The organism is Psychrobacter sp. TPE 89C (genome assembly GCF_055522395.1).
Window position 1 is genome coordinate 141657 of record NZ_JBVFXW010000002.1, and the last position, 25018, is coordinate 166674.

Here is a 25018-nt window from a genome sequence, read left to right on the forward strand (position 1 = left end):
TCTGTTATACTAGCACGATATTTTACGCTATTTTTCTACTTTGACGACTATTGTTTCATCCGTATTTTTTATTCAAATATTACTCTCATATTTGTCATTGCGATTTTTTATTACCCTCTTTCACTGCTAAATTCATTAACCAACACATTCATTAACAAACGTATTTTGAGATTCCTATGACCCAAACATCGACCCAAGCACCAACGCGCCCTGTCCGTACTCGTATCGCGCCTTCACCGACTGGCTTTCCTCACGTAGGGACAGCTTACATCGCACTATTTAATTTGGCCTTTGCTAAAGCACATGGCGGCGAGTTTATTTTGCGTATCGAAGATACTGACCAAACACGCTCAACCGAGCAATCAGAACAAATGATTTTGGACGCCTTACGTTGGGTCGGTCTAGATTGGAGCGAGGGTCCAGATATCGGTGGTCCACACGCCCCTTATCGTCAAAGCGAACGTAGCGACATTTATACCAAACACGCCGAGATGCTCATAGAAAAAGATCATGCGTTTCGCTGTTTTTGTACCAGTGAAGAGCTAGATACCATGCGTGCTGAGCAAATGGCCAATGGCGAGACCCCACGTTATGATGGTCGCTGTGCTCACCTTGCACCAGAGACCACCGAGCAATTGGTAAGCGAGGGCAAACCTCACGTGATTCGTATGCGTGTGCCTACCGAAGGTATCTGCCAAGTACATGACATGCTGCGCGGTACGGTTGAGATTCCTTGGACCCAAGTCGACATGCAAGTGCTGCTAAAAACAGACGGCATGCCAACATACCATTTAGCCAATGTCGTCGATGATCACTTGATGGACATCAGTCATGTGATGCGCGGTGAAGAATGGTTGAACTCTGCACCTAAGCATCAGTTGCTTTATGAATATTTTGGTTGGGAGATGCCAGTACTTTGCCACATGCCATTACTGCGTAACCCAGACAAATCAAAACTGTCTAAGCGTAAAAACCCAACTTCTATTACCTACTATCGTGATGCGGGCGTACTACCTGAAGCGTTGCTAAACTATCTCGGTCGTATGGGCTACTCAATGCCTAATGATGCTGAGCAGTTTACCTTAGAAGAAATGATTGCCAGCTTTGACATTCAGCGTGTGTCACTGGGCGGCCCTATCTTCGATATCGAAAAACTAAACTGGCTCAATGCAGAGTGGCTACGTGCGCTTACCCCTGAAGAGCTAAAGAACAAAATCCTCGAATGGGCCAGCAATAGTGACAAACTAACCGCTATCGCAGCCGCCATTCAACCACGTATCGAGCTATTGTCTGATGCGGTAAATTGGAGTGGTTTCTACTTCCAGAACTTGCCTGATATTAATGCCGAGAGCTTTACGCATAAGTCACTCACACCTGAGCAAATCATCGAGATGCTACAGCTGTCATTATGGCAGTTAGAAGTCTTGCCAACTTGGTCAGAAGAAAACATCTACGCCACGCTAAAAGGTCTTGCCGCTCACCTCGATATTAAGATGCGTGATTTTATGGCGCCATTCTTTATCGCTATCGCTGGTAGCACGTCATCAACGCCAGTCATGAACTCTATGGCGATTATCGGTGCTGATATGACGCTAACTCGCTTGCGTCATGCGGTTGATGTACTGGGTGGCCTAGGTAAAAAGAAACTGAAAAAGCTTGAGAAACAAGCGGCAGAATTGCCAGACTTTTTGGCTGCTGAATAGTTTAGCTACTGAATAACTTATCTACTAAACAGTCGATTAACTGAAATTTTTGAATGTAGAAGGGTCAGGCCAGTTCTGACCCTTTTTCGTTATTAATAGGTATTATTACCTTTAGACTATTAAATATCCTTTATCAAACTTCTTCACTGGAAATAAACATGGCCGCTAAAACCGTCACGATAGAAAGCAAAGATTATGTCTTTAACACGCTCAAAGAAGCGCAGAAATACTATGATGCCATCGTAAAAGAGCTTTATGATGCAAAACTTACTCTGACAAAAGGTCAAGATTTTGAAGATTTAAAGTGGATATATACTACTTACTGTGGTTATACCAATCATAATCTAGATAAATTAAGCCAGTTTGACATCATTGGCTTTAAAGGTATCAGAACCGTCAGAGAAAAAGGTGGTCAATATATCCCTACTGAGTGCTGTGTCATCATTTTTTCTGATGGTAACTCTAATAGTACTGAAGAAGAGTTTTATACAGATAAAGCCATCAAAGAGATTTCTCTCAAGCAAAATCCACGCTAATTTGGCCTTGTTAGGCCATTAAAATAGGCTAAAACACTTTTTTTTGCATATTTATGCATTATTTTTAAAATAGTAGTTGACAGGACTGTCGGTCTTGCATAAAATACGCACACTCTTAGCGAGGGGCTATAGCTCAGTTGGTAGAGCACTTGCATGGCATGCAAGGGGTCAACGGTTCGACTCCGTTTAGCTCCACCATACTATTTATTGCAATGCTCAGTACTACTGAAATTTATAATAGATACTCGCTAGTAGGACGATATCAGCACCTAGGCAATGCTTACTTGTAAGCTATCTGATATTGTGAAGTACCGTTGTAACCATTGGTTATAACACTCTATGCGTCCCCATCGTCTAGAGGCCTAGGACACCGCCCTTTCACGGCGGTAACGGGGGTTCGAATCCCCCTGGGGACGCCACTATTCGGCGTCACTTACTAGCACTTTTGCTTAGCATCAGATTAGACTAGTAAGCGAACAATAAAAAAGCCCAGTCATCATACGGTGACTGGGCTTTTTTATGTCTGTTGGTTTTCAAACATCTCCTAATCCTACTCTAACTATCAAGTGGCTATTGGCACTATTGCTAACTCACTCAATGCTAGATACTATCCACCCTATAAGCGTTTTATAAAAGACATAAAACGCTTATCACATACGAACAACTAGAGTTATCAAAAGAAGGGATTCGCTATGTTCGGGATTGAGAACTATCTAGGGTTTATTTTGGCTGCTATTTTGTTAAACCTAACCCCAGGCACGGATAGCATGTACATCATTACCCGTAGTATTTCGCAGGGACAAACGGCAGGGTTTTATTCTGTGTTGGGTATTACTTCGGGCATTCTGGTGCATACGCTATTGGCTTCGCTAGGATTGTCCGTGTTGCTTGCCAACTCTCCTACGGCATTTATGCTCGTTAAATATATTGGTGCTGGATACTTGTGCTATTTGGGTCTCAAAATACTAATGAGTAAACAGCAGCCTTTGATAGCCAGTAGTTTGCAGGATAGCGAGAAGCCGAAATCCATCAAACCTCTAGACCACTGGCAAATATATAAGCAAGGTGTACTCACCAATACCTTTAATCCAAAAGTCGCGTTATTTTTCCTCGCATTTTTCCCGCAGTTTATTGACTCCAGTTATGCTTACGGCATGCTGTCATTTTTAATGTTGGGACTGACCTTTGCTGTTACTGGCTTTATATGGTGCTTGTGTTTGGCACTGCTGGCGTCAAAGTTCAGCAAAAAACTAAGAGAGAATCCAAAAATTGAATCGATGATGAATAAAATAAGTGGTGTCGTATTTATGGGGCTAGGGATTAAGCTGTTGACTGAGAAAGGTTGATAGAATTGGAATACACAGTAGAGGAAATAATAATGAACGATGATAGTAAGAAAAAATTTACTTTGCTACTTGAAGAGTTACTCAACACGGAATGCTCAGAACCAAGACAAATAGAGATAAACCTTGAACTAAATAAACTATCTCTCGATCCATTTTGGAGTGATTATATATTCTGGAGTGATGAGTATGTAAGCGCAGATGGAAATATAAACTACGAGAAACTGTTTGATAAAATTTCTAAGTACCCAAATTCTTACGAGTATAAAACAAAAAGTCGTATTTTAGAGCTGGCTCAAAAACTTATTACTAGAGATTTCTCTGATATTAGTGAAGTTGACATAGTAAATGAGATCAATGAACTGTCTCCTGATATCAGTTGGACGAACTACCTTTTTGTAGATAAAAGCTGCTTAAACGATGATGGTAACATCGATAAAGAAAAGTTCCTAAACAAAATATTTAAAGAGAGCTGGAATGAGAACTTCAGATAAGTTAAGTAAATAGATTTTCAGATATTTGCTTTTCATTTTCTCAGACAATAAAAAAGCCCAATCCCCTACTACGACGGAGATTGGGCTTTTTATCATACTAAGTTTATTTGACCTTTATGCAGCGTTTTTACTCTCAGCAGCTAGCTGACGCAGTACATAGTGCAATACACCACCGTGACGCACGTATTCACGCTCTTTTGGTGTTTGTAGCATGACATTAACATCAAAGCTCTCCGTTGAGCCATCAGCACGTGTGGCCGTGACCGTCGCTGTTTTGCTTTCACCATTGTCTAGACCTGTGATACTAAGTACCTCAGAACCGTCTAGGTTATAAGTCGCTGCATTTTCACCTTCCTTAAAGGTCAATGGCAACACACCCATGCCAACTAGGTTTGAACGGTGAATACGCTCAAATGAGCTAGTCAGTACTGCTTTTACACCGAGTAAAATCGTACCCTTCGCTGCCCAATCACGGCTAGAGCCAGAGCCATATTCTGAACCACCTAGTACTACGAGCGGACGCTTGTCTTCTTTATACTTCATCGCCGCATCGTAGATAGCCATTTCCTCACCGTCTTGAAGAGTAGCACTATCACCATTGAAGTAATAGGTATAGCCGCCCTCTTTGCCAGCCATCATCGTATTTTTGATACGGATATTGGCAAAGGTACCACGAGTCATGACCGCATCATTACCACGACGTGAGCCATAGCTGTTGAAATCGGCTTGTAGTACACCACGCTCTTGCAAATACTTGCCTGCAGGCGAGTCTGGGTCGATATTACCCGCTGGTGAGATATGATCAGTAGTGATTGAATCACCGAACAGACCTAAGATACGTGCACCTTCGATATCAGGGATACCTTCTGGCTCCATGGTCATACCATCAAAGAACGGTGGGTTTTTGATATATGTTGACCCTTCATCCCATGGATACAATTGGCTATCCGCTGAACTGATCGCGTTCCATGCTTTGCTACCTGCAAACACTTCACCGTAGTTTTTTCGGAACATATCAGCATCTATATTATTAGCAATCAGCTCGTTAATCTCTTCTGACGTTGGCCAGATGTCTTTTAAATAAACATCATTACCATCTTGGTCCTGACCGAGTGGATGCGTGGTCATATCGATATCGACCGTGCCTGCCAACGCATAAGCGACAACCAACGGTGGTGAAGCTAGATAACTGGCTTTGACGTGTGAGTGAATACGACCTTCAAAGTTACGGTTACCTGATAGCACGGCAGCAGCGACTAGGTCGTTTTCTTCGATACCTTTTTCGATACTTTCAAGCAATGGTCCTGAGTTACCGATACACGTGGTGCAACCATAACCTACTAGATAGAAGCCTGTTTTTTCTAGCTCATCCATCAGCTTGGTTTTTTCTAGGTAATCGGTCACGACTTTTGAACCAGGTGCTAATGACGTTTTAACCCATGGCTTGGCTTTCAGACCTTTGGCTGCTGCTTTTTTGGCGACTAAACCTGCACCAATCATAACCGCAGGGTTGGAGGTATTGGTACAAGAAGTAATGGCGGCAATCACGACTGAGCCATCACGCAGCTTGTGGTCTTTCTCATCGATCTTAACAGTAGAGAAAACTCCATTCGCAGGTTGATAGCCATCATCTTGATCATCGTTCATTTTTGGCTGAGCTGCTAAATGTTCAGCTTGTTCTTGCTCACCGCCTTCTTGGTCAAAGCGTATTTTACCATCGACTTCTGACTTGCGATCTTTGGTCATTTTTTCTAACGTTTCGCCAAACTTCTCATGCATATCAGACAGATTGATACGCTGCTGTGGTAAGTTTGGACCAGCAAGTGCTGGCTGTACTGAAGATAAATCTAATTCTAGCTTGCTTGAATAAGTTGCAGCTGGCGTATCGGCATCGTGCCATAATCCTTGCGCCTTGGCATACTTTTCAACCAATTCAATTTGCGCTTCATCGCGACCAGATAGGCGCAGATAGTCAATCGCCATTTGGTCAATAGGGAAGATACCACAGGTCGCACCATACTCTGGTGACATATTGGCAATGGTGGCACGATCAGCTAGCGGCATACTGTGTAAGCCTTCGCCATAGAATTCGACGAACTTACCAACCACACCATGTGCACGTAGCATCTCGACCACACGCAATACCAAATCTGTCGCAGTAACGCCTTCAGTTAGCTTGCCTTTCAGCTCAAAGCCGACCACTTGCGGAATCAACATTGATGATGGTTGACCCAGCATAGCCGCTTCCGCTTCGATACCTCCCACGCCCCAACCAAGTACACCAATACCATTAATCATGGTCGTGTGACTGTCCGTACCAAATACCGTATCTGGATAAGCTGTCAGCTCACCATCTACATCAGCAGCCATCACGACACGGGCTAGATACTCAAGATTGACCTGATGCACGATACCTGTGGCTGGTGGTACGACGACGAAATTTTCAAAGGCATTACGGCCCCAATGTAGGAACTCATAACGCTCATTATTACGCTTAAATTCAATTTTTTCGTTGAGATCTAGCGCGTCTTCACGGCCATAAGCATCCACTTGCACAGAATGATCGACGACTAACTCACTAGGAATGAACGGATTGATTTGCTCGGCCTTTCCGCCCAGCTCAACCACCGCATCACGCATCGCAGCCAAATCGACCACTGAAGGCACACCGGTGAAATCCTGCAGCACCACACGTGCTGGCATAAAGGCAATTTCTTTTGACGCCTCAGCCCCTGCATCCCAGTTGGCAACGGCTTCGATATGGTTTTTCCCGACTGATTGGCCGCCGTCTTCATTACGTAATAGGTTCTCTAGTACGATTTTCATGCAAAATGGCAGTTTACTGATGTTTTCATAAGTTTTGGTTAGCGCTGGCAGGCTGTAATAGGCATGTTCCTTGCCATCGACCGCAATCGTGTCTTTTACATCAAAAATATCGCTCATAGTAGCTTCCTTATCGTTGTTATATATCCTGAACATAAGCAGTCTTACGCTTGTGCTGATAACTGGTGGCTAGATAAATCCTTCATCATTGTTTATTAAAGTTAATCGTTATTTGAAATGATGAGATATAAATCTCAATAAATAAAATGGCTAAATACCTTTTAAATCATTCCTTTATCATTTAACAATAACGTTCTTTTACCATAACAAATATATCAACCTTTGTTAACGTCTAGACGTAGTCAAATCGTGGCACAATGGTAAACGTAACAAATGCTTAGCCACTGACCCACCAATACCTTCAGTCATTTCACATTAATTACTTTTTTGGCGGCGACCACTGCGAAAAACATAGTCATCATCGTAAAAACTCGGGTCAGCATTTTCTGACCAAAAATGTGGCACACCCAAAATAGGCAACGGTGCAAGCTGGCGCGGGGTAACATCATTTTTTGATAATAATTCGTCCATATAGTGCGCAACCTTTTCATCCAAGTAGCTCATGCGTTCAGATATTGATAATGCAAAAAAATCCTGATCGACATTAATGACGATACTGTGCGCACATAGAGACTTACGAGGTTTTATCAACTGCTCAAGTAAGGCGTGACCAAAAATATAGACCGCTGCTTGTGCATGGCTAGTAGGCTGTTGTGGTTCGTCCCACTTAGCACACGGTGCTACTAAACTCGCCTGCCAATCAAATCCAATCAACGCTTCACCAATACTATCATCAGAAGTCACTAGCACTGCCCCATTCTCATCAAAGACAGTAATGGTATCGCGCACACGCCCTCTACTCGCATTGATACCCTGCGCGGCAATCTCTAGCATATGATAATAATTAAGCAACGCCTTAGTCTTCGGAAACGTCAGCCAAATACTGCCGTTAAATAAATCATGCAAGTTATCACGCGTCGGGATATTACCAGTCGTTGCAATAAAGCTTTCGTACGCTTCGCCTTCAGGCAGCGCATCCTGTGAGACGAACTTCAAGGTATGGGCTTGATTATTATGAGTGGGCTTAGTCATTGGTAGTTCTGCTTGCTCATGACTGCTTTGCTGATTAAATGCATTGTTTAATACACTCGCAATGACATTTATTAGCTGACCTTCATACGCTATAGCATTATTTTGTTCACTTGATGAGATTAGGCTTTGAATGGTTGCGCTGATGATGTTCAGCTGATTTATATGGCACATCCATGGTGCCTGCCAATTAATATCAGCGAAGCTTTTATCCAGCATAGGTGGGCTCTCAGATAAAACATCAGCATCAAGGGCAACAGGGGAATCAGTGATAAGCATAGGAGCGTTCTCTGTTAAGCATTTGGCTACGCTATGGTATCATGGTGCGCTTTTTTACTGCTAGATGAGCCGCTCGAAAGGTCTTTTTGAGCGCTATGGATGAATGAGTTTTTATGGCAAATTTTAATACCCACCTAAATGTCGCTTTTATGGTCAGCGGCACACTGAGTTTGACGGTTTATAAAGCCGGATTGATTGATGATTCAGGCTTTTTGGTGTGCGTGGCACTTGGTACTATTGGCGGGTTGTTACCGGACTTAGATTCTGATAATTCCACACCGATTAAGCTCGGTTTTAATATTACCTCGTTTATCTTTGCCTTTGGCCTAGTCATGCATTGGCGTAGTGATTTGAGCTTACTGGCATTGATAGTATTGTGGCTAGCTGGCTACGGTTTTATGCGCTATGTTGTATTTTATGTCTTTACTAATATGACAGTGCATCGCGGTGTGATTCATTCCGTCCCTTATATGGCGATACTGGGATTAGGTCTGACGTGCCTAAGCTATTATGGGGCGCAGCTCCCACTGACGACCAGCTGGTTTTACGGTTTATTCTTATTCGGCGGTGCGATGGTGCATCTGTCATTAGACGAGCTGTATAGCGTCAATCTGTCCAATATGAAGATGAAACGCTCATCGGGTACGGCGATGAAGTTTTATAAGCATGACGACAAATGGTGGTATCTATTGCTATATACCTTGCTCGCTATACTGGTCTATATGGCACCACCTTTTGAGGCGTTTTGGGCGCAGCTACGTGACCCAGCGCCATGGGCACAGCTCAAAGTTGGCATATTACCAGAGTTAATAAAAAGCATGCTGCAATAAAAGCACCTCAAAGGCGTAAAATCCAAACGAAGAATAGAGTAACCTATGCAATCTTACCCAGATACTTGCCCTTGCCAAGTAAATCCAGACTCAGACACTGTTATGTCGCCAGTCGCTTATCAAGACTGCTGCCAGCCTTATCATGATGCTTTTTATGATGACGACGTCGATAAAGTGGATGGTATAAAAGCGGAGACAGCCGAACGGCTCATGCGTACGCGCTATAGTGCCTTTGTGTTGATTAAGCCAGAGTATATCGTCAAGACCACGCTACCCGCGCAACAAAACTTGCTTGATATTAAGGCGATTGAGAGTTGGGCAAAAGAGACGGATTGGGCAGGATTGGAGATTGTAGAGCACACGCCAAAGCTGGGTAAACGTCATGCACAGGTTGAGTTTAAGGCTTATTTTAACACCAAAGATAATACCGCTAGTTTAGAAGGGAAGTTACAGGCACACCTTGAACTGTCTGCCTTTGTAAAGGTTACAAACAAAGCTAATCATGATGCACGCTGGTACTTTTTAGATCCCACGGTTGCGATGACTGTCAGCCAAAAGCAACCGTGCATTTGTGGGTCTGGAGAGAAGTTTAAACGGTGTTGTGGGGTTTATTTGGGGTAGTTATAGCGCTTGATAACGCTCGTATAAACCTTCCATTTGATCTATGTGCTTATCATTAGATAGTAGCTCAATACCATTAATTTTAGCCGTAGCAAAATGAAACACATCAAACTTTCGCTTTTCTAAATTCTTTGGTATGCCTTTGCTATCTGCTTCATATTTGTCTAAACGGTATAGATTGGTCGCCAAATCCGTCACGTCTTTACTGATATCTAGCCATGTAAATTCTTCAACAGCTGCTTTAAATTTATTAAAATCTTCACTCTCATTCTGACCAAACTTTCTTAAAAACTCATATCGCAGCAATGGTGTGATGGCCAGCTCGACATTATCATCATTGACGAGTGCTAATAAATCCATAAGACGCTCAAGAAGATCGACATCATTTTCATCAATATTCTTACCTTCCAAGAGATAGGTCAAAAAGTTTGAGTCCAGTAACTTCGCAATTTCTGTATCCATTATTATTGCGTTCCTTCTTTAAGCTCATTGATCCGTTTTTCTAACAGTTCAGTCAGTATTTTTTTAGCATTTTTTTGCTGTGGCGCATTGTCACGCGCCAGCTTAAGCTTATTAATATCAATGTCAAAAGCATCTTTTAGCAGGTCTACAAATGCAGCATTATTTGGATGTTCTATCAGCTCAGTTTTGACCACGCCATCTTCTTTATCACGGTATAACTCATAAGCTTCGCCATGTTGCAACTGACTTAAAACAATAGCGGAATGGGTGGTGATATAAAACGTCGTATTAGGAAATAAACGCTTTAAAGTAGGAATAATAGTCGCTTGCCACTTAGTATGTAGATGACTTTCGATTTCATCAATGAATACCACGCCTTTAACGCAAGCAATATTAGTTTCATTGGTGAAATAACTATAACCTGCAATGATAGATTGCATGATTTTAAGAATTGAAGCAAAGCCGCTAGAGAGCTCGGATAATTCAGTTTTTTTATCAGAAACTTTTATAAACACGCGATTATTTCCTGAGATTTCAAGGAATTCACTATCAATTCGCTCGTCAGCTTTGTTAAGCAGATCCAATAATGTGATGATTTCAACTTCTCGGTTGTCTTCAGCAGCTTGATAAGGATTGGCAGATTGAGCACGTTGAATAATCCATTGATTCAACAGTTCATTCATTCCAAGACTTTTCATCTCTTTATTATTCAAAGCAGAAAAATTGTTATTAAGATGATTTGACATACGAGCGCCATACGCCCAAATATTTTTATCGAAACTACCTTCCTGATACTCGATTGTGCCTCGATTTAGTGCACCAATCATCACTACAGCTAAGTTATGACTATCAACATCTTTCATGCCTTTATCAGAGTTACTGTTGAGCTCATGCCCATCAACAACTATATTCTCAAATGAATAGTAATTATCATTAAAAACCTTACTATATATAATTTCATAATTGGTGAAGTATAGAGAAAATAGCGCCTCCAAACACTTCGTCTTGCCGATGCCGTTCTCACCAATCAGACAATACACTCTTTGGTCAGGTTGAAAGCTAAGATGTACATCACCAACACCTACGAGCTGTTTTATTTGAATGTCATTGCCTAACATGGCTACACCTAATTATTAGTTCACTATTAACTTTATGATTGAACGACCAATGTCAAAATACAAGTCGATCAACCTCTAAACACTCGCCCCAACAGCTCGTGCAATCGCAATACCTTCATCAATCGTTAAAAACTTGCGCTGGCTTGGACTGTCTTTATAAATGACATCACCATCTTGAAATATTAAACACTCATTGACGGCCAATTGTTGCCATTTTTCATTTTCAGTCAATGGCACGGTGACTAAAATAGTGACCTTATCCGCATCTGTGGTTACATCGCCAAAGTTAATCGCCAAGTCATCGTCCGCCAATTTTGCCTCACCAAATGGTGCTTTACGCGTGAGATAAAATAATAAGCTACCCGCATAGGCCAGTTGCCACCTACCATTTGATATCAAGCAATTAAATAAACCGTTGGCAGATAGATAACGACATTGCGTAGTCAAAAAATTAAACAGCGTCTTGTCATCAGGACGGCTCTTAAAGCTACTTTTAAGGCGATTGACCAAATAACAAAATGCCATTTCGGAGTCAGTTGAGCCAACTGGCTGGCAGTGTGAGCCATTACCATTGTCTTGTAAGCGCTGACAGCGTTTAATGAATTCGCTATTCATCTGCCCATTGTGCGCAAACACCCACTGCTCGCCCCATACTTCGCGGACGAATGGATGCGTGTTGGCCAAGCAGTTCTGCCCTTGGGTAGCCTTACGGATATGCGCAATGACGTTCATGGCTTTGATTGGGTAGTTATTGACCAAGTCAGCCACTGGTGACAGATGACTTGGGCGATTGTCATGAAACAGACGCAGTCCCGTTGAATCATTTGCCGCTTTATCACTATTCACACAATCGCTACGTTCAAAAAACGCAATGCCAAAACCATCTTCGTGGCTGTCAGTCATACCGCCACGCTTGCGAAATCCTGCAAAGCTAAAACCAATATCCGTTGGGGTGTTGCTGTTCATTCCTAAGAGTTGACACATTTATAAAGTACCGCCGTTATTGTCGTTCATTATCGGGTTGCTTTGAGTAGAATTACTTTGAGCGTCAGATAGCGCATCAAAGTCCGCATCACTCATCTCATCCAGCAAGGCTGCACCATCGGTTGGAATGGTCGCTAAAATACGCTGAGCTTCTGCCAAATCCGTATCTTGTACCCACAGCACTGCCCCTGAGTTCATACCAGGAATGCTACTCAGCGCTTGCATGGATACCGTAATGTTATTATTTCTCAGCAAATTGGCATGCAATTCGCCTTGCATATTGGTGTCGTAGCGTGCCAGCTTGTGCCAGTTGTCAACTTGATCGGTCATGGGATCGCCTTATAGTTTTGGTACCAGAATAAGTGAATAAGCAATGCTTACGACAATTGATCTAGCGTATATTCTTTGATTGCGAACTCACTACTATTGCTCAATTTTTCACGGGCTTGCTCAGCTTGCGTGATGCTGCTAAACACACCGATTATTTGATTGTCTGATGTAGTTCCAGAAAGCACAAATACGGTGTTTTGCGATTTTTCAACATGCGCCCAGTGATAAGCGGCCAGACGTTTCATCAAGTCAGGGTTTTTGACCATGATGTTATCACCCGTACGACCTTCGGTACGGTTGTAATGAATCACGTTTAGACGCAATAACCAAAAAATCACCGCCGCTTTGGCTAGCATAACAGGCAACGCACGCTTTTCATCAAGGCCAAGTGCGCGTTTAGACTCATACCCTTGTAAGAATGCCGCCATCTTACTGCGGTCAAAGTTCACTGACTCGCCTTGCTCAGCCATGCCCCACGTCGTGCAAAAGTCATTGATGGTAATGGCAATATCCATCACATAATGCTCAACACTGACCTCGGTAAAGTCTAATAAACCAGTGAGATGCTCTTCCCCTTTTTGCAGATTCCATAGGGTGTTGTCCGCAAACATATCTAAATGACACAAACCATTTGGCAACGTTGTCAGTGGCAACTCTGTGTAAGAGCGCCAAATATCACTCATCAATTTGGCTTCATCACCTGGCATAAACTGCATTTCACGATCGCGTACATCTGCCCACGGGTATAAAGGTACGCCATACTGCTCAGCAGGCTGTAATGCTTGCAGCGTCTCATGCAACATCGCTAGAGCAGCACCGATATCATGGCACATCGCTTGCGTGGTTTGCTCTGGATGCGACCCTGCTAGGCATGGCACTAGCGTAATAGCTTTGTCTTCGTAATGAATGACATAGCGTTTATCATCGTCATCCGTTTGAACACTATTGGATTCAATAACTGATAGCGGTGCGGCAACCGGTAGCTTACCGTCTAACTGATTGAGAATAACCGCCATTTTTTCGATATCAGCAGGTGGACGCTCTTCGAATAAAGTTAATACATAAGAGTATGCGCCATCTACATCGTCAGTCGTTTGAATAAACCAGTTTGAGTTTTTTATCCCTTGGGTAATCGGAATAGCACGCACGAAAGACACGCCAAAGCTCTGGCAAAAGGTGGCAAACTGGTCATTGGTTAACTGGGTATAGACGGACATGACATCTCACTTTTAGCAATTGAATAAGAAGTTAAATAGAATAGATTGAGGCGGTAATCACAGCAATTGTACCGCGCATGGGTAAACTATGGCGAAATGCATAATAATCTTACGAAAACCTGCCTGAGACAGCGGTGTTTTTGCTAGACTAGCGCCTATAGAATGAATTGATTATAAGGTGAAAGACCCTATGTTAGCAAAGCGTATCATTCCTTGTTTGGACGTTGATAATGGCCGTGTGGTCAAAGGCGTACAATTTGTCGATATCAAAGACGCAGGTGACCCTGTCGAAGTAGCCAAACGCTACAACGAACAAGGTGCTGATGAGATTACTTTTTTAGACATTACGGCGACCAATGATGAGCGCGATACCACGTATCATACCGTTGAGCGCATGGCTGAGACCGTATTTGTCCCGCTTACAGTCGGCGGCGGCGTGCGTAAAATCGCTGATATCCGCAATTTACTCAATGCGGGCGCGGATAAAGTCGCGATTAACTCAGCAGCAGTGTTTACGCCAGAGTTCGTTGGTGAAGCCTCGCAAAAATTTGGCAATCAATGTATCGTCGTTGCCATCGATGCTAAGCGTGTCGCTGATATCAATGTTAATGGTATTGTCGTCCCACGTTGGGAGATATTCACTCACGGTGGTCGTAAGCCAACTGGCATTGATGCGGTTGCTTGGGCGAAAAAGATGGCTGATCTGGGTGCAGGTGAATTATTGGTCACCTCGATGGACGGCGACGGTACCAAAAAAGGCTATGACTTAGCTCTAATGCAACAAATCACTAGCCAAGTAAATGTACCAGTCATTGCCTCAGGCGGCGTTGGCAACTTACAACATTTAGCAGAAGGCGTATTAGAAGGCGGCGTCGATGCGGTACTCGCAGCCAGCATCTTCCATTTTGGTGAATACACAGTACAAGAAGCCAAAGCATATATGGCAGCGCAAGGGATACAGATGCGTTTATAGTCAATCACATATAACTCAAATATAGCATTAGGCGTGCTGAGCCTACTATTTTTAGTATTCTCACTCGCCTGCTCTGTATTTAAATATGATTGAGCCGACTAAGGCGTGTTTGATATTCGACCATGGCAGTGCCCATTTATAATTGTCTAATACACCCCATATAACACACTGGTAAAATACAAATAAATTAGAAAAAAATGTTATCATAGCGCTAACCACTTATTTTCGTTCATTTAACTGCCGGTTTCTTTGATTATCAGTATCTATTGAATAACAAGCCAAACAATCGAACCTGTTATTTGAACGCATCACTATATTTAGCGACTCATTTACGCCCACATCTTTATTAAAAGCCAAATAAGCAAAGGATTTTTTATGTCAAATCTACAACAGCAACGCAATGACGTGACTCATATCGACGGTAATTTACATCAAAACAAAGACGTTCGTATTGGTATCGTAGTCGGTCGTTTTAATGGTTTTGTGGTTGAATCATTGGTAGATGGTGCAATTGATGCACTACTACGTCATGGTGTATTGGGTAGCAATATTACCGTTATTCGCGTTCCTGGTGCTTTTGAATTGCCATTGGTTGCCCAACGTGCCGCTGAGTCTGATCGCTTTGACGCCATCGTTGCTTTAGGCGCGATTATTCGTGGTAGTACGCCGCATTTTGACTTCGTCGCAAGCGAATCTGCAAAAGGCTTAAGTGCTGTAGCGATGGATTATAATATCCCTGTTGCAAATGGCGTATTGACCACTGATAGCATTGAACAAGCAATTGAGCGTGCTGGCACGAAAGCTGGTAATAAAGGCTCAGAAGCGGCAATGGTTGTCATAGAAATGCTTGCTGTCTTATCACAGCTAGATATTGACGACGAAAGTGATGACGCTTAGTTTTATTGACTGTCTAACGGTTTTATTAACACAGGTAAGCAGTGCTATTTAAGCAGTATTTATAAGTAATATTATTTATGAAGTTGATGGGACTATGGTTATTACGATAGCCCTCACCATATAATTTCGGTATCCAAGACTGACTGGCAAAACGTGCCAGCCGACCACTATTTAACATTCTATTTCAAAATTCAGGTATTGACCCCTTATGACTGACCAACTCAAGCACGCTATTAATGCTGCGAAAACCGCACAAATCAATGATAAACAAGCGGAAGCTACCCGTATAGCGAGCAGCAGTGCGGGTGATCAAACCTTCGATATGAGTGAGTCTTCTTATAAGACCAGTCACACCGCTATTCGTAAGGCGCGACGCTTTGCGATGCAAGGTCTATACGAGTGGCTCGTCACTGATCGCCGTTTCGATGTAGACGGCAAGCTCGGTTGGAAAGCCAATGCGCCGCATGATATCGCTGCCCGTACTCGTGCCACTAATGCTATGCATACTGTACATATCGGCTACTATCACGAAATGATGCGTGATATCCCAGAGCAAATTGAAGCGTTGGATGCTCTAATCCTTCAGCATCTTGATCGCGACATTGATAAGTTGGACACCGTTGAGCACGCTATTCTGCTTATTGGTACTTATGAGCTGCAGAATCGCTTAGAGATTCCTTATAAGGTAGTACTTGATGAAGCGATGAAGCTTAACAATCATTTCGGTGCCACTGACGCGCATAAATTGATTAATGCGGTACTAGATAGAATGGCCGTTGAGCTACGCGCTACTGAAGTAGAATCAGACACCAAAGCCAACCTGCGCACATCACAAAAATCAGCGGCTAAACAAGCTCAAGCAAAACCAGCTGATAGCACAGAAGCTACAAACGAAAGCACTATTGATGACAGCCCAACTGCATCAAACAAACCTCGTATTAGCGCAAATAACACTAGTGTCAAACGCAATAGCGCCAGTAAAGCCAGTGCAAATATTAGCGAGTTTAAAGCGAGCAAAAAAGACGCTGACGATGCTAAAAACCAAGACTAACTATGAATGAATTTGAGCTGATTGAGCGTATTTTTTCGCAAATGCAAGCGGCACATGCACCATTAACTGGTATCGAAAAAGGTATCGGTGATGATGCAGCCGTCATGGCAATGCCTGCAGGGTCACGATTAGTCAGCTGTATTGATACATTGGTTCAAGGTCGGCATTTTAGCGCTGACTGGCAACAAATCAATGAATTGGCATTTGCGATTGGTTATAAATCGGTCGCTGTCAATGTCTCAGATATTGCCGCGATGGGTGCGACCCCTCATAGTATTTTATTGGCATTAGCATTACCTAAGCAACTTGCCAATGAAAAATGGCTCACTGGATTTGCCAAAGGCTTATTTCACGCCTGCCAGTTATTCGGTGTTGCCCTTATTGGCGGTGATACCACACGCAGTGATAATTTAGTATTGAGTGTCAGCGCACAAGGATTACTTGCCGCAGACACAACTGCTATATATCGTTCGGGTGCACAAGTTGGTGATAAGATTTATGTATCAGGGACGCTTGGCGATGCCAGTTATGCCCTGCAACATTCTGACAATACCGTTGGTATATCGCTGGCCCATCGTCTGCATATGCCGACTCCACGTATTGCGCTAGGCGCAGCACTGGCCAAAATTGGCGCAACGGCGATGATAGACATCTCTGATGGTCTCTATCAAGATATCGGGCATATATGCCAGCAAAGCGCTGTAGGCATGCGCATTGATGTGGAGCAGCTACCTACTAGCGAACCATTGGCAACTGTTGATTTATCTGAGCGCTTATTATGCCAACTGGCGGGTGGTGATGATTACGAGCTGGCATTTACTTTACCTGCACATATTGAACCCCCTATTGGCAATATAACTGTTACCTGTATCGGTGAAGTTATCGCACTGACTGATGATCTAGTGACAGATGCAAACAGGTCTATAGCATTACACCCTGAACTATATTATCAAAATCAGCCAATCACACCCACTCAGCACGCGCCATTTGCCACATGGCCCAACCTTACTGGTTACCAACATTTTACAGGTTAGCTCATGACTGATCACGATTTATCCAAGCCTGATATCAGCAAAGCCAATGACTGCCCACCACTGCCTAAAAATGCCAGTGCGCTCGATCGTATGGTCTATTGGTTAGGCATTGGTTTGGGCAGTGGTCTGCCGCGCCTTGCCCCTGGTACTTGGGGTACCGTTGGTGGGTTAATCATCGCCATACCGCTGATGAGCTTGGGCTTCATACCTTTTCTAATTCTGACAATTCTATCTTGTATTTTCGGTATTTGGATTTGCGGACGTACTTCTGAGCTAATGCAGGGCCATGATGATCCGCATATCGTCTGGGATGAGTGGTCTGGTATTTGGATTACCCTACTGCCTTTCTCTTATATGGGTGTTGCAACCACAAACTTTTGGCAAGATGTGTCTCAAGAGTTTTCTATTTTCGCCATTGTTATCGCTTTTATACTCTTTCGGTTTTTTGACATTATTAAACCGCCACCGATTGGCTGGGCTGATAAAAAGGTTGCTGGTGGGTTAGGTATTATGCTCGATGACATCATCGCAGGTATCATGGCAGCAGTGTTATGGGTAGTGGTTATGTTTGGTGTGCTGTTATAAAGAACCATAGCCGCTATGATAGATAGTGGCCGTAATATAACCTCTTATTTATGCTAGCAATTTGAATGCTATCCTCTTATATAGATAATTTATTTATCGTTATCAGGTTGTATTACAAATGCCTGCACATTCCAGTATTTTTTTAACTGAACATTTGCGCTATAATCCAATATTATACTCTGTTACATTTGTAGGGCTACTATGACATCTCCTCTCTCGGTAATTATCCTCGCTGCTGGTAAAGGCACGCGTATGCAATCAGCTAAGCCAAAAGTTCTTCAGACCTTGGCTGGTAAATCTTTGCTGAGTCACGTCTTAGACACGTGTCATAAGCTAACTGTCAACGAGACCATTATTGTTCATGGCTTTGGCGGCGACCAAGTTAAATCGGAAATTATCGACCAGTATACGCAATCGTCAATTACTTGGGTTGCGCAGACTGAACAGCTAGGTACAGGCCATGCGGTCAAAGTGACGCTGTCTGATTTACCAAAAGAAGGACAAAGCCTCATTCTCTATGGTGATGTACCTTTGGTGAGCCATCAAACTCTATCAGCACTGAAGACAGCCAATACTAATGGCATGTCTATGCTGACTTTGACGGTAGACAATCCATTTGGACTAGGTCGTATCAAACGTGATCATGTAGGCAATATCACTGCTATCGTTGAACAAAAAGATGCCAGTGCCGACGAGCAGCAAATTCAAGAGATTAATAGCGGCATTTATTGTGTCGATAATGCGTTACTACATAAATATCTGCCTGAACTGTCTAACGACAACGCGCAACAAGAATACTATCTTACCGATATTGTCAAAATGGCAGTTGCTGATGGCATCACGATTGCAGCGATTGAGCCTGAGCATACGTTTGAGATTGAAGGAGTCAATAACCGTCAACAGCTTGCCAGCTTAGAACGTACATGGCAAAGTAAACTGGTCGCTGACTTACAAGAAGCGGGTGTACAGTTTGCTGACCCTACCCGTGTCGATATTCGCGGTACATTGACAGCAGGTCAAGATGTGTTTATCGACGTCGGTGTTGTATTTGAAGGCAACTGCACGCTAGGTGACAACGTCTATATTGAAGCCGGCTGTGTTATTAAAAACTCACAACTCGGTAATGCTTGTCATATAAAGCCCTATTGTGTCATTGATCGTGCTGAGGTTGGTGCTGGTGTCGACGTTGGTCCATTTGCCCATTTGCGCCCTGAGACAGTATTGTCTGATAACAGTAAAGTCGGTAATTTTGTAGAAATTAAAAAATCGACCATTGGTCAAGGCAGCAAAGTAAACCACTTAAGTTACGTAGGTGATGCGACTGTCGGTACAGGTGTCAATATCGGAGCTGGTGTCATTACCTGTAATTATGATGGTGCTAATAAATCACAAACCATCATTGAAGACAATGCCTTTATCGGCTCTAACGCCAGCTTAGTCGCACCAGTAACGATTGGTGATACTGCAACGGTTGCAGCGGGCTCTGTTATTACCAAAAACGTGGATGCTAGTGCATTAGCATTTGGCCGCGCGCGACAAACACAGAAAGACGATTTTCAACGACCAACTAAAAAGTAATCGATGCGCCAATCGTTAAGTCAATAACAGTCAGACTTAAACAAATTAAGCAGCGCGGCAATGTTTGTGGTGCTGCTTAATTATATCTAACACGTTATAAAGTTAACGGCTTATCTGCCAACCAGCTTGTTGATTGGTAAAGTACTTCTATATAGAAAAGTTAAAATCTAGAGACACCAAAAATTAAACTTAAGGAATAGCCATGTGTGGAATTGTAGGGGCAGTTGCTGAACGTAATATCGCCAATATCTTACTTGAAGGTCTTAAGCGTTTAGAGTACCGCGGCTATGATTCCGCTGGCTTGACCGTCATTCGTGATGGTGAGTTACACCGTGAGCGCCAAGTGGGCAAAGTACAGGCATTGGTCGATGCAGTCGCTGTCAATCCAGAGTTTTTTGATGGCCATATCGGTATCGCTCATACACGTTGGGCGACGCATGGCGAGCCAGCACAACGTAACGCGCACCCACATGTCTCAGGTAAAATCGCGGTGGTGCATAACGGCATTGTTGAAAACTATGCTGAGCTTAAAGAAGCGCTAATAGCTAAAGGTTATGAGTTTACGTCGCAAACAGATACTGAAGTCGTTGCACATCTGATTAATGATATTTATAAAACAACGCCTGACTTACTAGAAGCCGTTCGTACTGTTATTCCGTTATTACATGGTGCCTTTGCTCTCGGTATTATACATATTGACTGCCCAGAAGAGCTCATTACTGTACGTTTAGGCTCGCCACTGGTGATTGGAGTAGGTATCGGTGAGAACTTTATCGCCTCAGATCAGTTAGCACTTCTGCCAGTGACTAACCGCTTTATGTATTTGGAAGAAGGTGATATCGCCAAATTGACTCGTAACAGTATTCGAGTCTACGCGGATGGAGTTGAAGTTACGCGTCAGATACATGAGATTGATGCTACCCAACACAATGCGGATAAAGGTGAATTCAAACATTATATGCTCAAAGAAATCTATGAGCAGCCAGATGCAGTTGCACGTACCATTGAGATGGGTATCGATAAAAGTGAAACTGCTAAACTGCGTAATGACTTTTTACAACGTCATGAAACGCAGCTTTCAGGTATTCGCCATGTGCAAGTTCTCGCTTGTGGTACCAGCTATCACTCAGGTCTGGTTGCAAAATATTGGTTTGAAAGCCTTACCCGTATTCCCTGTTCGGTTGAGGTAGCCAGTGAGTTTCGTTATCGTAATCCCGTAGTGGTTGATAACTCACTAGTCATTTGCATCTCTCAGTCTGGTGAAACGGCTGATACTTTGTCTGCGCTACGTGATATTCAAAAGCATACCCCAGCAGGTCTAGTAAGCTTAGCATTATGTAATGTTCCTACCTCATCGCTGGTACGCGAGACAGATATTTTCTTACCGACACTAGCAGGTCCTGAGATTGGTGTGGCATCTACCAAAGCATTTACCACCCAGCTTGCAGCGCTTATGTTATTAGTCATGAAGGTCGGTGTCATTCAACAGCGTATGACTGATGATTATGTAAGCACACTGATTGGCGAGCTACAACTGCTGCCGGGCCAACTACATGCCAGCTTAAACCTTGATGCCCCTATTAAAACGATGAGCGAAAGCTTTGAAGATAAAAGAAGCTGCTTATTTTTAGGCCGTGGCTTACAGTTCCCTATTGCATTAGAAGGCGCATTAAAGCTTAAGGAAATTTCTTATATTCATGCAGAGGGCTATGCCGCAGGTGAGCTAAAACATGGCCCATTGGCATTGGTTGATAAAGACATGCCAATCGTCGTACTAGCGCCTAAAGACAGCATGTTTGATAAGCTCAAAGCCAACATGCAAGAGGTACACGCGCGTCACGGTGAGTTGTTTGTGTTTGCCAGTGAGTCTAGTCAGATGATCGCAGAAGATAGATTGCATGTGGTTTATGTACCGGATGTTTGTGAGACTCTAGCGCCTATCGTTTATAGCGTACCTGTGCAGCTGTTGTCGTATCATGTGGCAGTTATGCGTGGTACTGACGTCGATCAGCCTCGCAATTTAGCAAAGAGCGTCACGGTGGAATGATTGTTGCCAACATATAATTATGATTGTCATTGAGTAATTAGTTATCATCCTGAGTAATAAAGTATCATCCTGAGTAATAAAGTATCATCCTATTGATTATGACTTTACCCCTGCTGTTGTTAATTCAATAGCAGGGGTTTTTCGTTCAATAACATCATAAATTTGAATAAAAAAATAGCGATATTCTATCTATAAAACAGAGTATCGCTACCATGATTGCATCTGATTGGTTTTAGTTATTTTTGGTCTCTTTCTAATACCACTCTATAGCGAGCATTACCACTTTCTAATCTTGCAAACGCTTCATTTATCTCAGACATTTTGTACGTTTCAGTCACTGGCTGAATATTGTGACGTGCGGCAAAATCTAACATTTGACGAAGGGTAGACGGTGACCCAGCTGGCGAACCTGACACGCTATTTTGAGCCATAATCAGTGGTGCAGCTGAAATCTCTAGCGGAGCAGCCAGTAATCCAACAAAATGCAATCGACCTTTAGGTTTCAAAGTTTTGATAACGGCGTTCCAATTCATATCAACGTTCACAGTCGAGATAACCAAATCAAAAGAGCCTGCTGCTGCTTCAATGTCGCTCTCATTTCTTGAATTTAGGCTATGGTGCGCACCCAATTCTTTTGCTTCTTCCATTTTTGATTCGCTGGTGAATGCTGTTACTTCACAGCCCCATGCATTAGCAAATTGTAGTGCCAAATGACCTAAGCCACCAATACCAATAACCGCCACTCTAGAAGTTGGTTTGATATCGTATTGCACCAATGGGTTAAACACTGTGATACCGCCACAAAGTAATGGCCCCACTGCATTAAAGTCCAAGCCTTCTGGAATTTTAATAACGCTGGTGTCTTTTGCACGTACTTTATCTGCAAATCCACCGTGGTTACCAATAATAGTACCTTCTTGCTCAGCACATAAATTGTGGTCACCACTCATGCACAAATCGCAAACGTTGCAATAGCCTTTGTGCCAGCCCAAACCGACTTTATCACCAAGCTCTAAGTGTGTGACATGCTGACCCTTTGCCAGTACTTTACCTGCCACCTCATGGCCACCAACAAACGGATATTGGGTCATGCCCCATTCATTCTCCCACATAGATAAATCACTGTGACAAACGCCGCAGCTGTGTACTTCAATTTCTACTTCGTGATCGCCTAGCGCGCCAGGGTCATATTGGTAAGGGGTGAATTCTCCGCCTTTTTCTTTTGCTGCATATGCATTAATCATGGTTATTCCTTATTATTAGGATTGTCTCAGCACTTGTTTTAACAACAACACTCACAAGTAGACCGCTCAACTTGAACGAGCTAAGATTACCATAATACTGAGACATATCGGCAAAACGAGACGAATCACCAACACGACTATAAACAGAACGCATCATACAAAATAAGGGTTGTGAGGCTTTATGGTGTGGCTATCAATAGAAAGGTCATGATAAAAATCATCATAAAAAACTAAGGGTCAAAGCAATAGTTGACTATCACTTTGACCCTCGATTCATTATTAGCATTTGTATTTATGAGCTGATGGTTTGATTCTTTACACTCAAACCAGTCCTTTATAAAGAAAATAGCACCCTACTACGGTCAACAGTACGGCAAAGCACTTCTGTAATAATTGCGGTGATAATATATGAGCGACTTTTGCACCTAATTTAGCAGTGAAAAAACTCATGATACTAATACCTAAAAAGGCATAGATGTGGACAAAACCAATCGTATTAGGTACATCTATATCCTTATTCATCCCAAAAAGCATAAACCCTAATGCACCTGCAATGGCAATAGGTAGGCCGCACGCAGCTGATGTGCCAACCGCTTTTTGCATCACCACACCATAACGTGTGAGATAAGGTACGGTTAAACTGCCACCGCCGATACCAAAAATGGCAGAAGCAATACCGATAACCCCACCTGCCGCCAGTTGTTTAGGTTTTGAAGGCAAGGCTGTATGAAGATTACTGGTATCGCTAGTGGTTTTCTTTTTGCCACCCACAAACATCTTATGGGCAACCCACAGTAAAAATACGCCAACGATGATCTGAAGGTATAACCCTGATATCTGCCCTGCAATTCCTGCCCCAAAAAAACACCCTATCGCTAAGCCTGGCACTAGATTTTTGAAAACAGGCCACATGACTGCGCCTTTTTTATTGTGCGCCATTAGTGAGCTTATGGACGTGACAATAATGGTCGCAAGCGAAGTACCTAATGCCAGATGCATGATATTGTCAGCAGGGTAACCCATTTGGGTAAAAACAATGAATAATAGTGGTACGATGATGGTACCACCACCCACACCGAAAAGCCCTGCAGCAAATCCTGCTAGAGCCCCTATGATTAAAAAAATGATTAATTCCACGAGTGATTTACTTCTTATTTAGAGGTAGTTAGATGGTTACTTTATTTGTCTGACAATGAAGCCGCCAATTTAAGCGATTTCTACTTGAGCCATTTGGCCCACTCGAGAATAGGCACGATTAAAATAAACCAAACTTTCCTCAGTCCCGCCTTGTTGCTCGGTTTGTTTGATGGCGACAACACGGCACATAAAAACACTGTGCGTGCCAACCTCTTGAATATGCTCAATCTCACAATCAAAACTGACCAACGCATCTTCTAATATAGGGGCGCCTGTCTGCAATTGCGTCCAAGCGCCATATTCAAAGCGCTCTGCTGAATGCAATTTAGAAGCGAATGCATTGGATATCTGTTCATGCTGTGCACCCAACACATTAACACTTAAGATTTTATTTTCAATAAAATAGCCATGTGATCGAGACGTCTGATTCATACAGACAAGTAAGGTCGGCGGCGTATCTGTGACGCTACATACTGCAGATGCCGTAAACCCATGAAGACCAGATGGGCCTTCTGTGGTGACAACACTTACTGCGGTTGTCAATAAAGACATGGCATCTCTAAAGTCAGTTGCTTCAATCATA

The 25018-nt window shown here is 43.0% G+C and carries 23 protein-coding genes and 2 tRNA genes; 15 read left to right on the plus strand and 10 right to left on the minus strand.

Annotated features, from left to right (window positions below):
* Nucleotides 1–176 precede the first annotated feature (176 nt).
* The 6 genes from gltX to ACZW67_RS01560 all read left to right on the plus strand — a co-directional run bounded on the left by gltX (nt 177) and on the right by ACZW67_RS01560 (nt 4076).
* Nucleotides 177–1703, plus strand: a complete 1527-nt coding sequence (gene gltX / locus ACZW67_RS01535; RefSeq protein WP_465181895.1) for a glutamate--tRNA ligase — start codon at nt 177–179, stop codon at nt 1701–1703.
* A 158-nt stretch (nt 1704–1861) separates the two neighbouring features.
* The gene (locus tag ACZW67_RS01540; RefSeq protein WP_465181896.1) at nt 1862–2239 is read left to right on the plus strand and encodes a hypothetical protein; all 378 of its coding nucleotides are present in this window, start codon (nt 1862–1864) and stop codon (nt 2237–2239) included.
* A 122-nt stretch (nt 2240–2361) separates the two neighbouring features.
* A tRNA-Ala gene (locus ACZW67_RS01545) sits at nt 2362–2437 on the plus strand.
* A 145-nt stretch (nt 2438–2582) separates the two neighbouring features.
* Nucleotides 2583–2658 (plus strand) — tRNA-Glu (locus ACZW67_RS01550).
* A 273-nt stretch (nt 2659–2931) separates the two neighbouring features.
* Nucleotides 2932–3585 (plus strand): LysE family translocator, encoded by a 654-nt coding sequence (locus ACZW67_RS01555; RefSeq protein ID WP_465181897.1) that lies wholly within the window; start codon nt 2932–2934, stop codon nt 3583–3585.
* Nucleotides 3586–3617: 32 nt separating this feature from the next.
* Complete coding sequence (locus ACZW67_RS01560) at nt 3618–4076, plus strand: hypothetical protein (RefSeq protein WP_465181898.1); 459 nt, start codon at nt 3618–3620, stop codon at nt 4074–4076.
* A 114-nt stretch (nt 4077–4190) separates the two neighbouring features.
* On the opposite strand, the gene acnA is transcribed toward ACZW67_RS01560, so the two are convergent.
* Both acnA and ACZW67_RS01570 read right to left on the minus strand, forming a co-directional pair.
* On the minus strand, nt 4191–7019 hold the full coding sequence (gene acnA / locus ACZW67_RS01565) for an aconitate hydratase AcnA (RefSeq protein WP_465181899.1): 2829 nt from the start codon (nt 7017–7019) through the stop codon (nt 4191–4193).
* Between the two features lie 315 nt (nt 7020–7334).
* Complete coding sequence (locus ACZW67_RS01570; protein WP_465181900.1) at nt 7335–8327, minus strand: DUF3025 domain-containing protein; 993 nt, start codon at nt 8325–8327, stop codon at nt 7335–7337.
* Nucleotides 8328–8440: 113 nt separating this feature from the next.
* Between ACZW67_RS01570 and ACZW67_RS01575 the strand changes: the two genes are divergently transcribed.
* Nucleotides 8441–9157 (plus strand): metal-dependent hydrolase, encoded by a 717-nt coding sequence (locus ACZW67_RS01575; RefSeq protein ID WP_465181901.1) that lies wholly within the window; start codon nt 8441–8443, stop codon nt 9155–9157.
* A gap of 45 nt (nt 9158–9202) precedes the next feature.
* Nucleotides 9203–9778 carry a YchJ family protein gene (locus tag ACZW67_RS01580; protein WP_465181902.1) on the plus strand — a complete coding sequence of 192 codons (576 nt, stop codon included), beginning with the start codon at nt 9203–9205 and terminating at the stop codon, nt 9776–9778.
* Here the strand turns inward: ACZW67_RS01580 and ACZW67_RS01585 are convergent, their stop codons facing one another.
* The 5 genes from ACZW67_RS01585 to ACZW67_RS01605 form a co-directional block, all read right to left on the minus strand.
* Nucleotides 9779–10240 (minus strand): type II toxin-antitoxin system VapC family toxin, encoded by a 462-nt coding sequence (locus tag ACZW67_RS01585; RefSeq protein WP_201549812.1) that lies wholly within the window; start codon nt 10238–10240, stop codon nt 9779–9781.
* Nucleotides 10241–10242: 2 nt separating this feature from the next.
* Entirely contained in the window at nt 10243–11358 is a 1116-nt protein-coding gene (locus ACZW67_RS01590; protein WP_465181903.1) for an AAA family ATPase, read from the minus strand.
* A 75-nt stretch (nt 11359–11433) separates the two neighbouring features.
* Nucleotides 11434–12342 carry a class II glutamine amidotransferase gene (locus ACZW67_RS01595; protein WP_465181904.1) on the minus strand — a complete coding sequence of 303 codons (909 nt, stop codon included), beginning with the start codon at nt 12340–12342 and terminating at the stop codon, nt 11434–11436.
* Complete coding sequence (locus ACZW67_RS01600; RefSeq protein ID WP_245905705.1) at nt 12343–12672, minus strand: putative signal transducing protein; 330 nt, start codon at nt 12670–12672, stop codon at nt 12343–12345.
* Nucleotides 12673–12719: 47 nt separating this feature from the next.
* Nucleotides 12720–13889 (minus strand): homoserine kinase, encoded by a 1170-nt coding sequence (locus tag ACZW67_RS01605; RefSeq protein WP_110923693.1) that lies wholly within the window; start codon nt 13887–13889, stop codon nt 12720–12722.
* Between the two features lie 190 nt (nt 13890–14079).
* Here ACZW67_RS01605 and hisF point away from each other — a divergent pair, with 190 nt between their 5' ends.
* The 7 genes from hisF (at nt 14080) to glmS (ending at nt 22054) form a co-directional block, all read left to right on the plus strand.
* Nucleotides 14080–14862 (plus strand): imidazole glycerol phosphate synthase subunit HisF, encoded by a 783-nt coding sequence (hisF, locus tag ACZW67_RS01610; protein ID WP_110923694.1) that lies wholly within the window; start codon nt 14080–14082, stop codon nt 14860–14862.
* A 375-nt stretch (nt 14863–15237) separates the two neighbouring features.
* Nucleotides 15238–15759, plus strand: a complete 522-nt coding sequence (ribH, locus tag ACZW67_RS01615) for a 6,7-dimethyl-8-ribityllumazine synthase (RefSeq protein ID WP_194197873.1) — start codon at nt 15238–15240, stop codon at nt 15757–15759.
* A gap of 208 nt (nt 15760–15967) precedes the next feature.
* Nucleotides 15968–16810, plus strand: a complete 843-nt coding sequence (nusB, locus tag ACZW67_RS01620; RefSeq protein WP_465181905.1) for a transcription antitermination factor NusB — start codon at nt 15968–15970, stop codon at nt 16808–16810.
* Between the two features lie 2 nt (nt 16811–16812).
* Nucleotides 16813–17844, plus strand: coding sequence for a thiamine-phosphate kinase (gene thiL, locus ACZW67_RS01625; protein ID WP_465181906.1), 1032 nt, complete (start codon nt 16813–16815; stop codon nt 17842–17844).
* Nucleotides 17845–17847: 3 nt separating this feature from the next.
* Entirely contained in the window at nt 17848–18429 is a 582-nt protein-coding gene (locus tag ACZW67_RS01630; protein ID WP_465181907.1) for a phosphatidylglycerophosphatase A family protein, read from the plus strand.
* A gap of 201 nt (nt 18430–18630) precedes the next feature.
* On the plus strand, nt 18631–20007 hold the full coding sequence (gene glmU, locus ACZW67_RS01635; protein ID WP_465181908.1) for a bifunctional UDP-N-acetylglucosamine diphosphorylase/glucosamine-1-phosphate N-acetyltransferase GlmU: 1377 nt from the start codon (nt 18631–18633) through the stop codon (nt 20005–20007).
* Between the two features lie 202 nt (nt 20008–20209).
* Entirely contained in the window at nt 20210–22054 is a 1845-nt protein-coding gene (gene glmS / locus ACZW67_RS01640) for a glutamine--fructose-6-phosphate transaminase (isomerizing) (protein ID WP_465181909.1), read from the plus strand.
* Nucleotides 22055–22290: 236 nt separating this feature from the next.
* Here glmS and ahr read toward each other — a convergent pair whose 3' ends face one another.
* The 3 genes from ahr to ACZW67_RS01655 all read right to left on the minus strand — a co-directional run bounded on the left by ahr (nt 22291) and on the right by ACZW67_RS01655 (nt 25017).
* The gene (gene ahr, locus ACZW67_RS01645) at nt 22291–23298 is read right to left on the minus strand and encodes an NADPH-dependent aldehyde reductase Ahr (protein ID WP_465181910.1); all 1008 of its coding nucleotides are present in this window, start codon (nt 23296–23298) and stop codon (nt 22291–22293) included.
* Between the two features lie 321 nt (nt 23299–23619).
* Complete coding sequence (locus ACZW67_RS01650; RefSeq protein WP_465181911.1) at nt 23620–24435, minus strand: sulfite exporter TauE/SafE family protein; 816 nt, start codon at nt 24433–24435, stop codon at nt 23620–23622.
* A 69-nt stretch (nt 24436–24504) separates the two neighbouring features.
* The gene (locus ACZW67_RS01655; RefSeq protein WP_465181920.1) at nt 24505–25017 is read right to left on the minus strand and encodes a flavin reductase; all 513 of its coding nucleotides are present in this window, start codon (nt 25015–25017) and stop codon (nt 24505–24507) included.
* Nucleotide 25018 lies beyond the last annotated feature (1 nt).

What these genes read in the sequence shown, in the direction of transcription:
- ACZW67_RS01560 (WP_465181898.1), top strand. Translation starts at nt 3,618, where the DNA reads ATGAACGATGATAGTAAGAAAAAATTTACTTTGCTACTTGAAGAGTTA.
- nusB (WP_465181905.1), top strand. Translation starts at nt 15,968, where the DNA reads ATGACTGACCAACTCAAGCACGCTATTAATGCTGCGAAAACCGCACAA.
- ACZW67_RS01590 (WP_465181903.1), bottom strand. Translation starts at nt 11,358, where the DNA reads ATGTTAGGCAATGACATTCAAATAAAACAGCTCGTAGGTGTTGGTGAT.
- ACZW67_RS01595 (WP_465181904.1), bottom strand. Translation starts at nt 12,342, where the DNA reads ATGTGTCAACTCTTAGGAATGAACAGCAACACCCCAACGGATATTGGT.
- ACZW67_RS01600 (WP_245905705.1), bottom strand. Translation starts at nt 12,672, where the DNA reads ATGACCGATCAAGTTGACAACTGGCACAAGCTGGCACGCTACGACACC.
- ACZW67_RS01585 (WP_201549812.1), bottom strand. Translation starts at nt 10,240, where the DNA reads ATGGATACAGAAATTGCGAAGTTACTGGACTCAAACTTTTTGACCTAT.
- glmS (WP_465181909.1), top strand. Translation starts at nt 20,210, where the DNA reads ATGTGTGGAATTGTAGGGGCAGTTGCTGAACGTAATATCGCCAATATC.
- ribH (WP_194197873.1), top strand. Translation starts at nt 15,238, where the DNA reads ATGTCAAATCTACAACAGCAACGCAATGACGTGACTCATATCGACGGT.
- ACZW67_RS01630 (WP_465181907.1), top strand. Translation starts at nt 17,848, where the DNA reads ATGACTGATCACGATTTATCCAAGCCTGATATCAGCAAAGCCAATGAC.
- hisF (WP_110923694.1), top strand. Translation starts at nt 14,080, where the DNA reads ATGTTAGCAAAGCGTATCATTCCTTGTTTGGACGTTGATAATGGCCGT.
- thiL (WP_465181906.1), top strand. Translation starts at nt 16,813, where the DNA reads ATGAATGAATTTGAGCTGATTGAGCGTATTTTTTCGCAAATGCAAGCG.
- ahr (WP_465181910.1), bottom strand. Translation starts at nt 23,298, where the DNA reads ATGATTAATGCATATGCAGCAAAAGAAAAAGGCGGAGAATTCACCCCT.
- ACZW67_RS01605 (WP_110923693.1), bottom strand. Translation starts at nt 13,889, where the DNA reads ATGTCCGTCTATACCCAGTTAACCAATGACCAGTTTGCCACCTTTTGC.
- ACZW67_RS01570 (WP_465181900.1), bottom strand. Translation starts at nt 8,327, where the DNA reads ATGCTTATCACTGATTCCCCTGTTGCCCTTGATGCTGATGTTTTATCT.
- glmU (WP_465181908.1), top strand. Translation starts at nt 18,631, where the DNA reads ATGACATCTCCTCTCTCGGTAATTATCCTCGCTGCTGGTAAAGGCACG.
- ACZW67_RS01575 (WP_465181901.1), top strand. Translation starts at nt 8,441, where the DNA reads ATGGCAAATTTTAATACCCACCTAAATGTCGCTTTTATGGTCAGCGGC.
- acnA (WP_465181899.1), bottom strand. Translation starts at nt 7,019, where the DNA reads ATGAGCGATATTTTTGATGTAAAAGACACGATTGCGGTCGATGGCAAG.
- gltX (WP_465181895.1), top strand. Translation starts at nt 177, where the DNA reads ATGACCCAAACATCGACCCAAGCACCAACGCGCCCTGTCCGTACTCGT.
- ACZW67_RS01540 (WP_465181896.1), top strand. Translation starts at nt 1,862, where the DNA reads ATGGCCGCTAAAACCGTCACGATAGAAAGCAAAGATTATGTCTTTAAC.
- ACZW67_RS01580 (WP_465181902.1), top strand. Translation starts at nt 9,203, where the DNA reads ATGCAATCTTACCCAGATACTTGCCCTTGCCAAGTAAATCCAGACTCA.
- ACZW67_RS01555 (WP_465181897.1), top strand. Translation starts at nt 2,932, where the DNA reads ATGTTCGGGATTGAGAACTATCTAGGGTTTATTTTGGCTGCTATTTTG.
- ACZW67_RS01655 (WP_465181920.1), bottom strand. Translation starts at nt 25,017, where the DNA reads ATGATTGAAGCAACTGACTTTAGAGATGCCATGTCTTTATTGACAACC.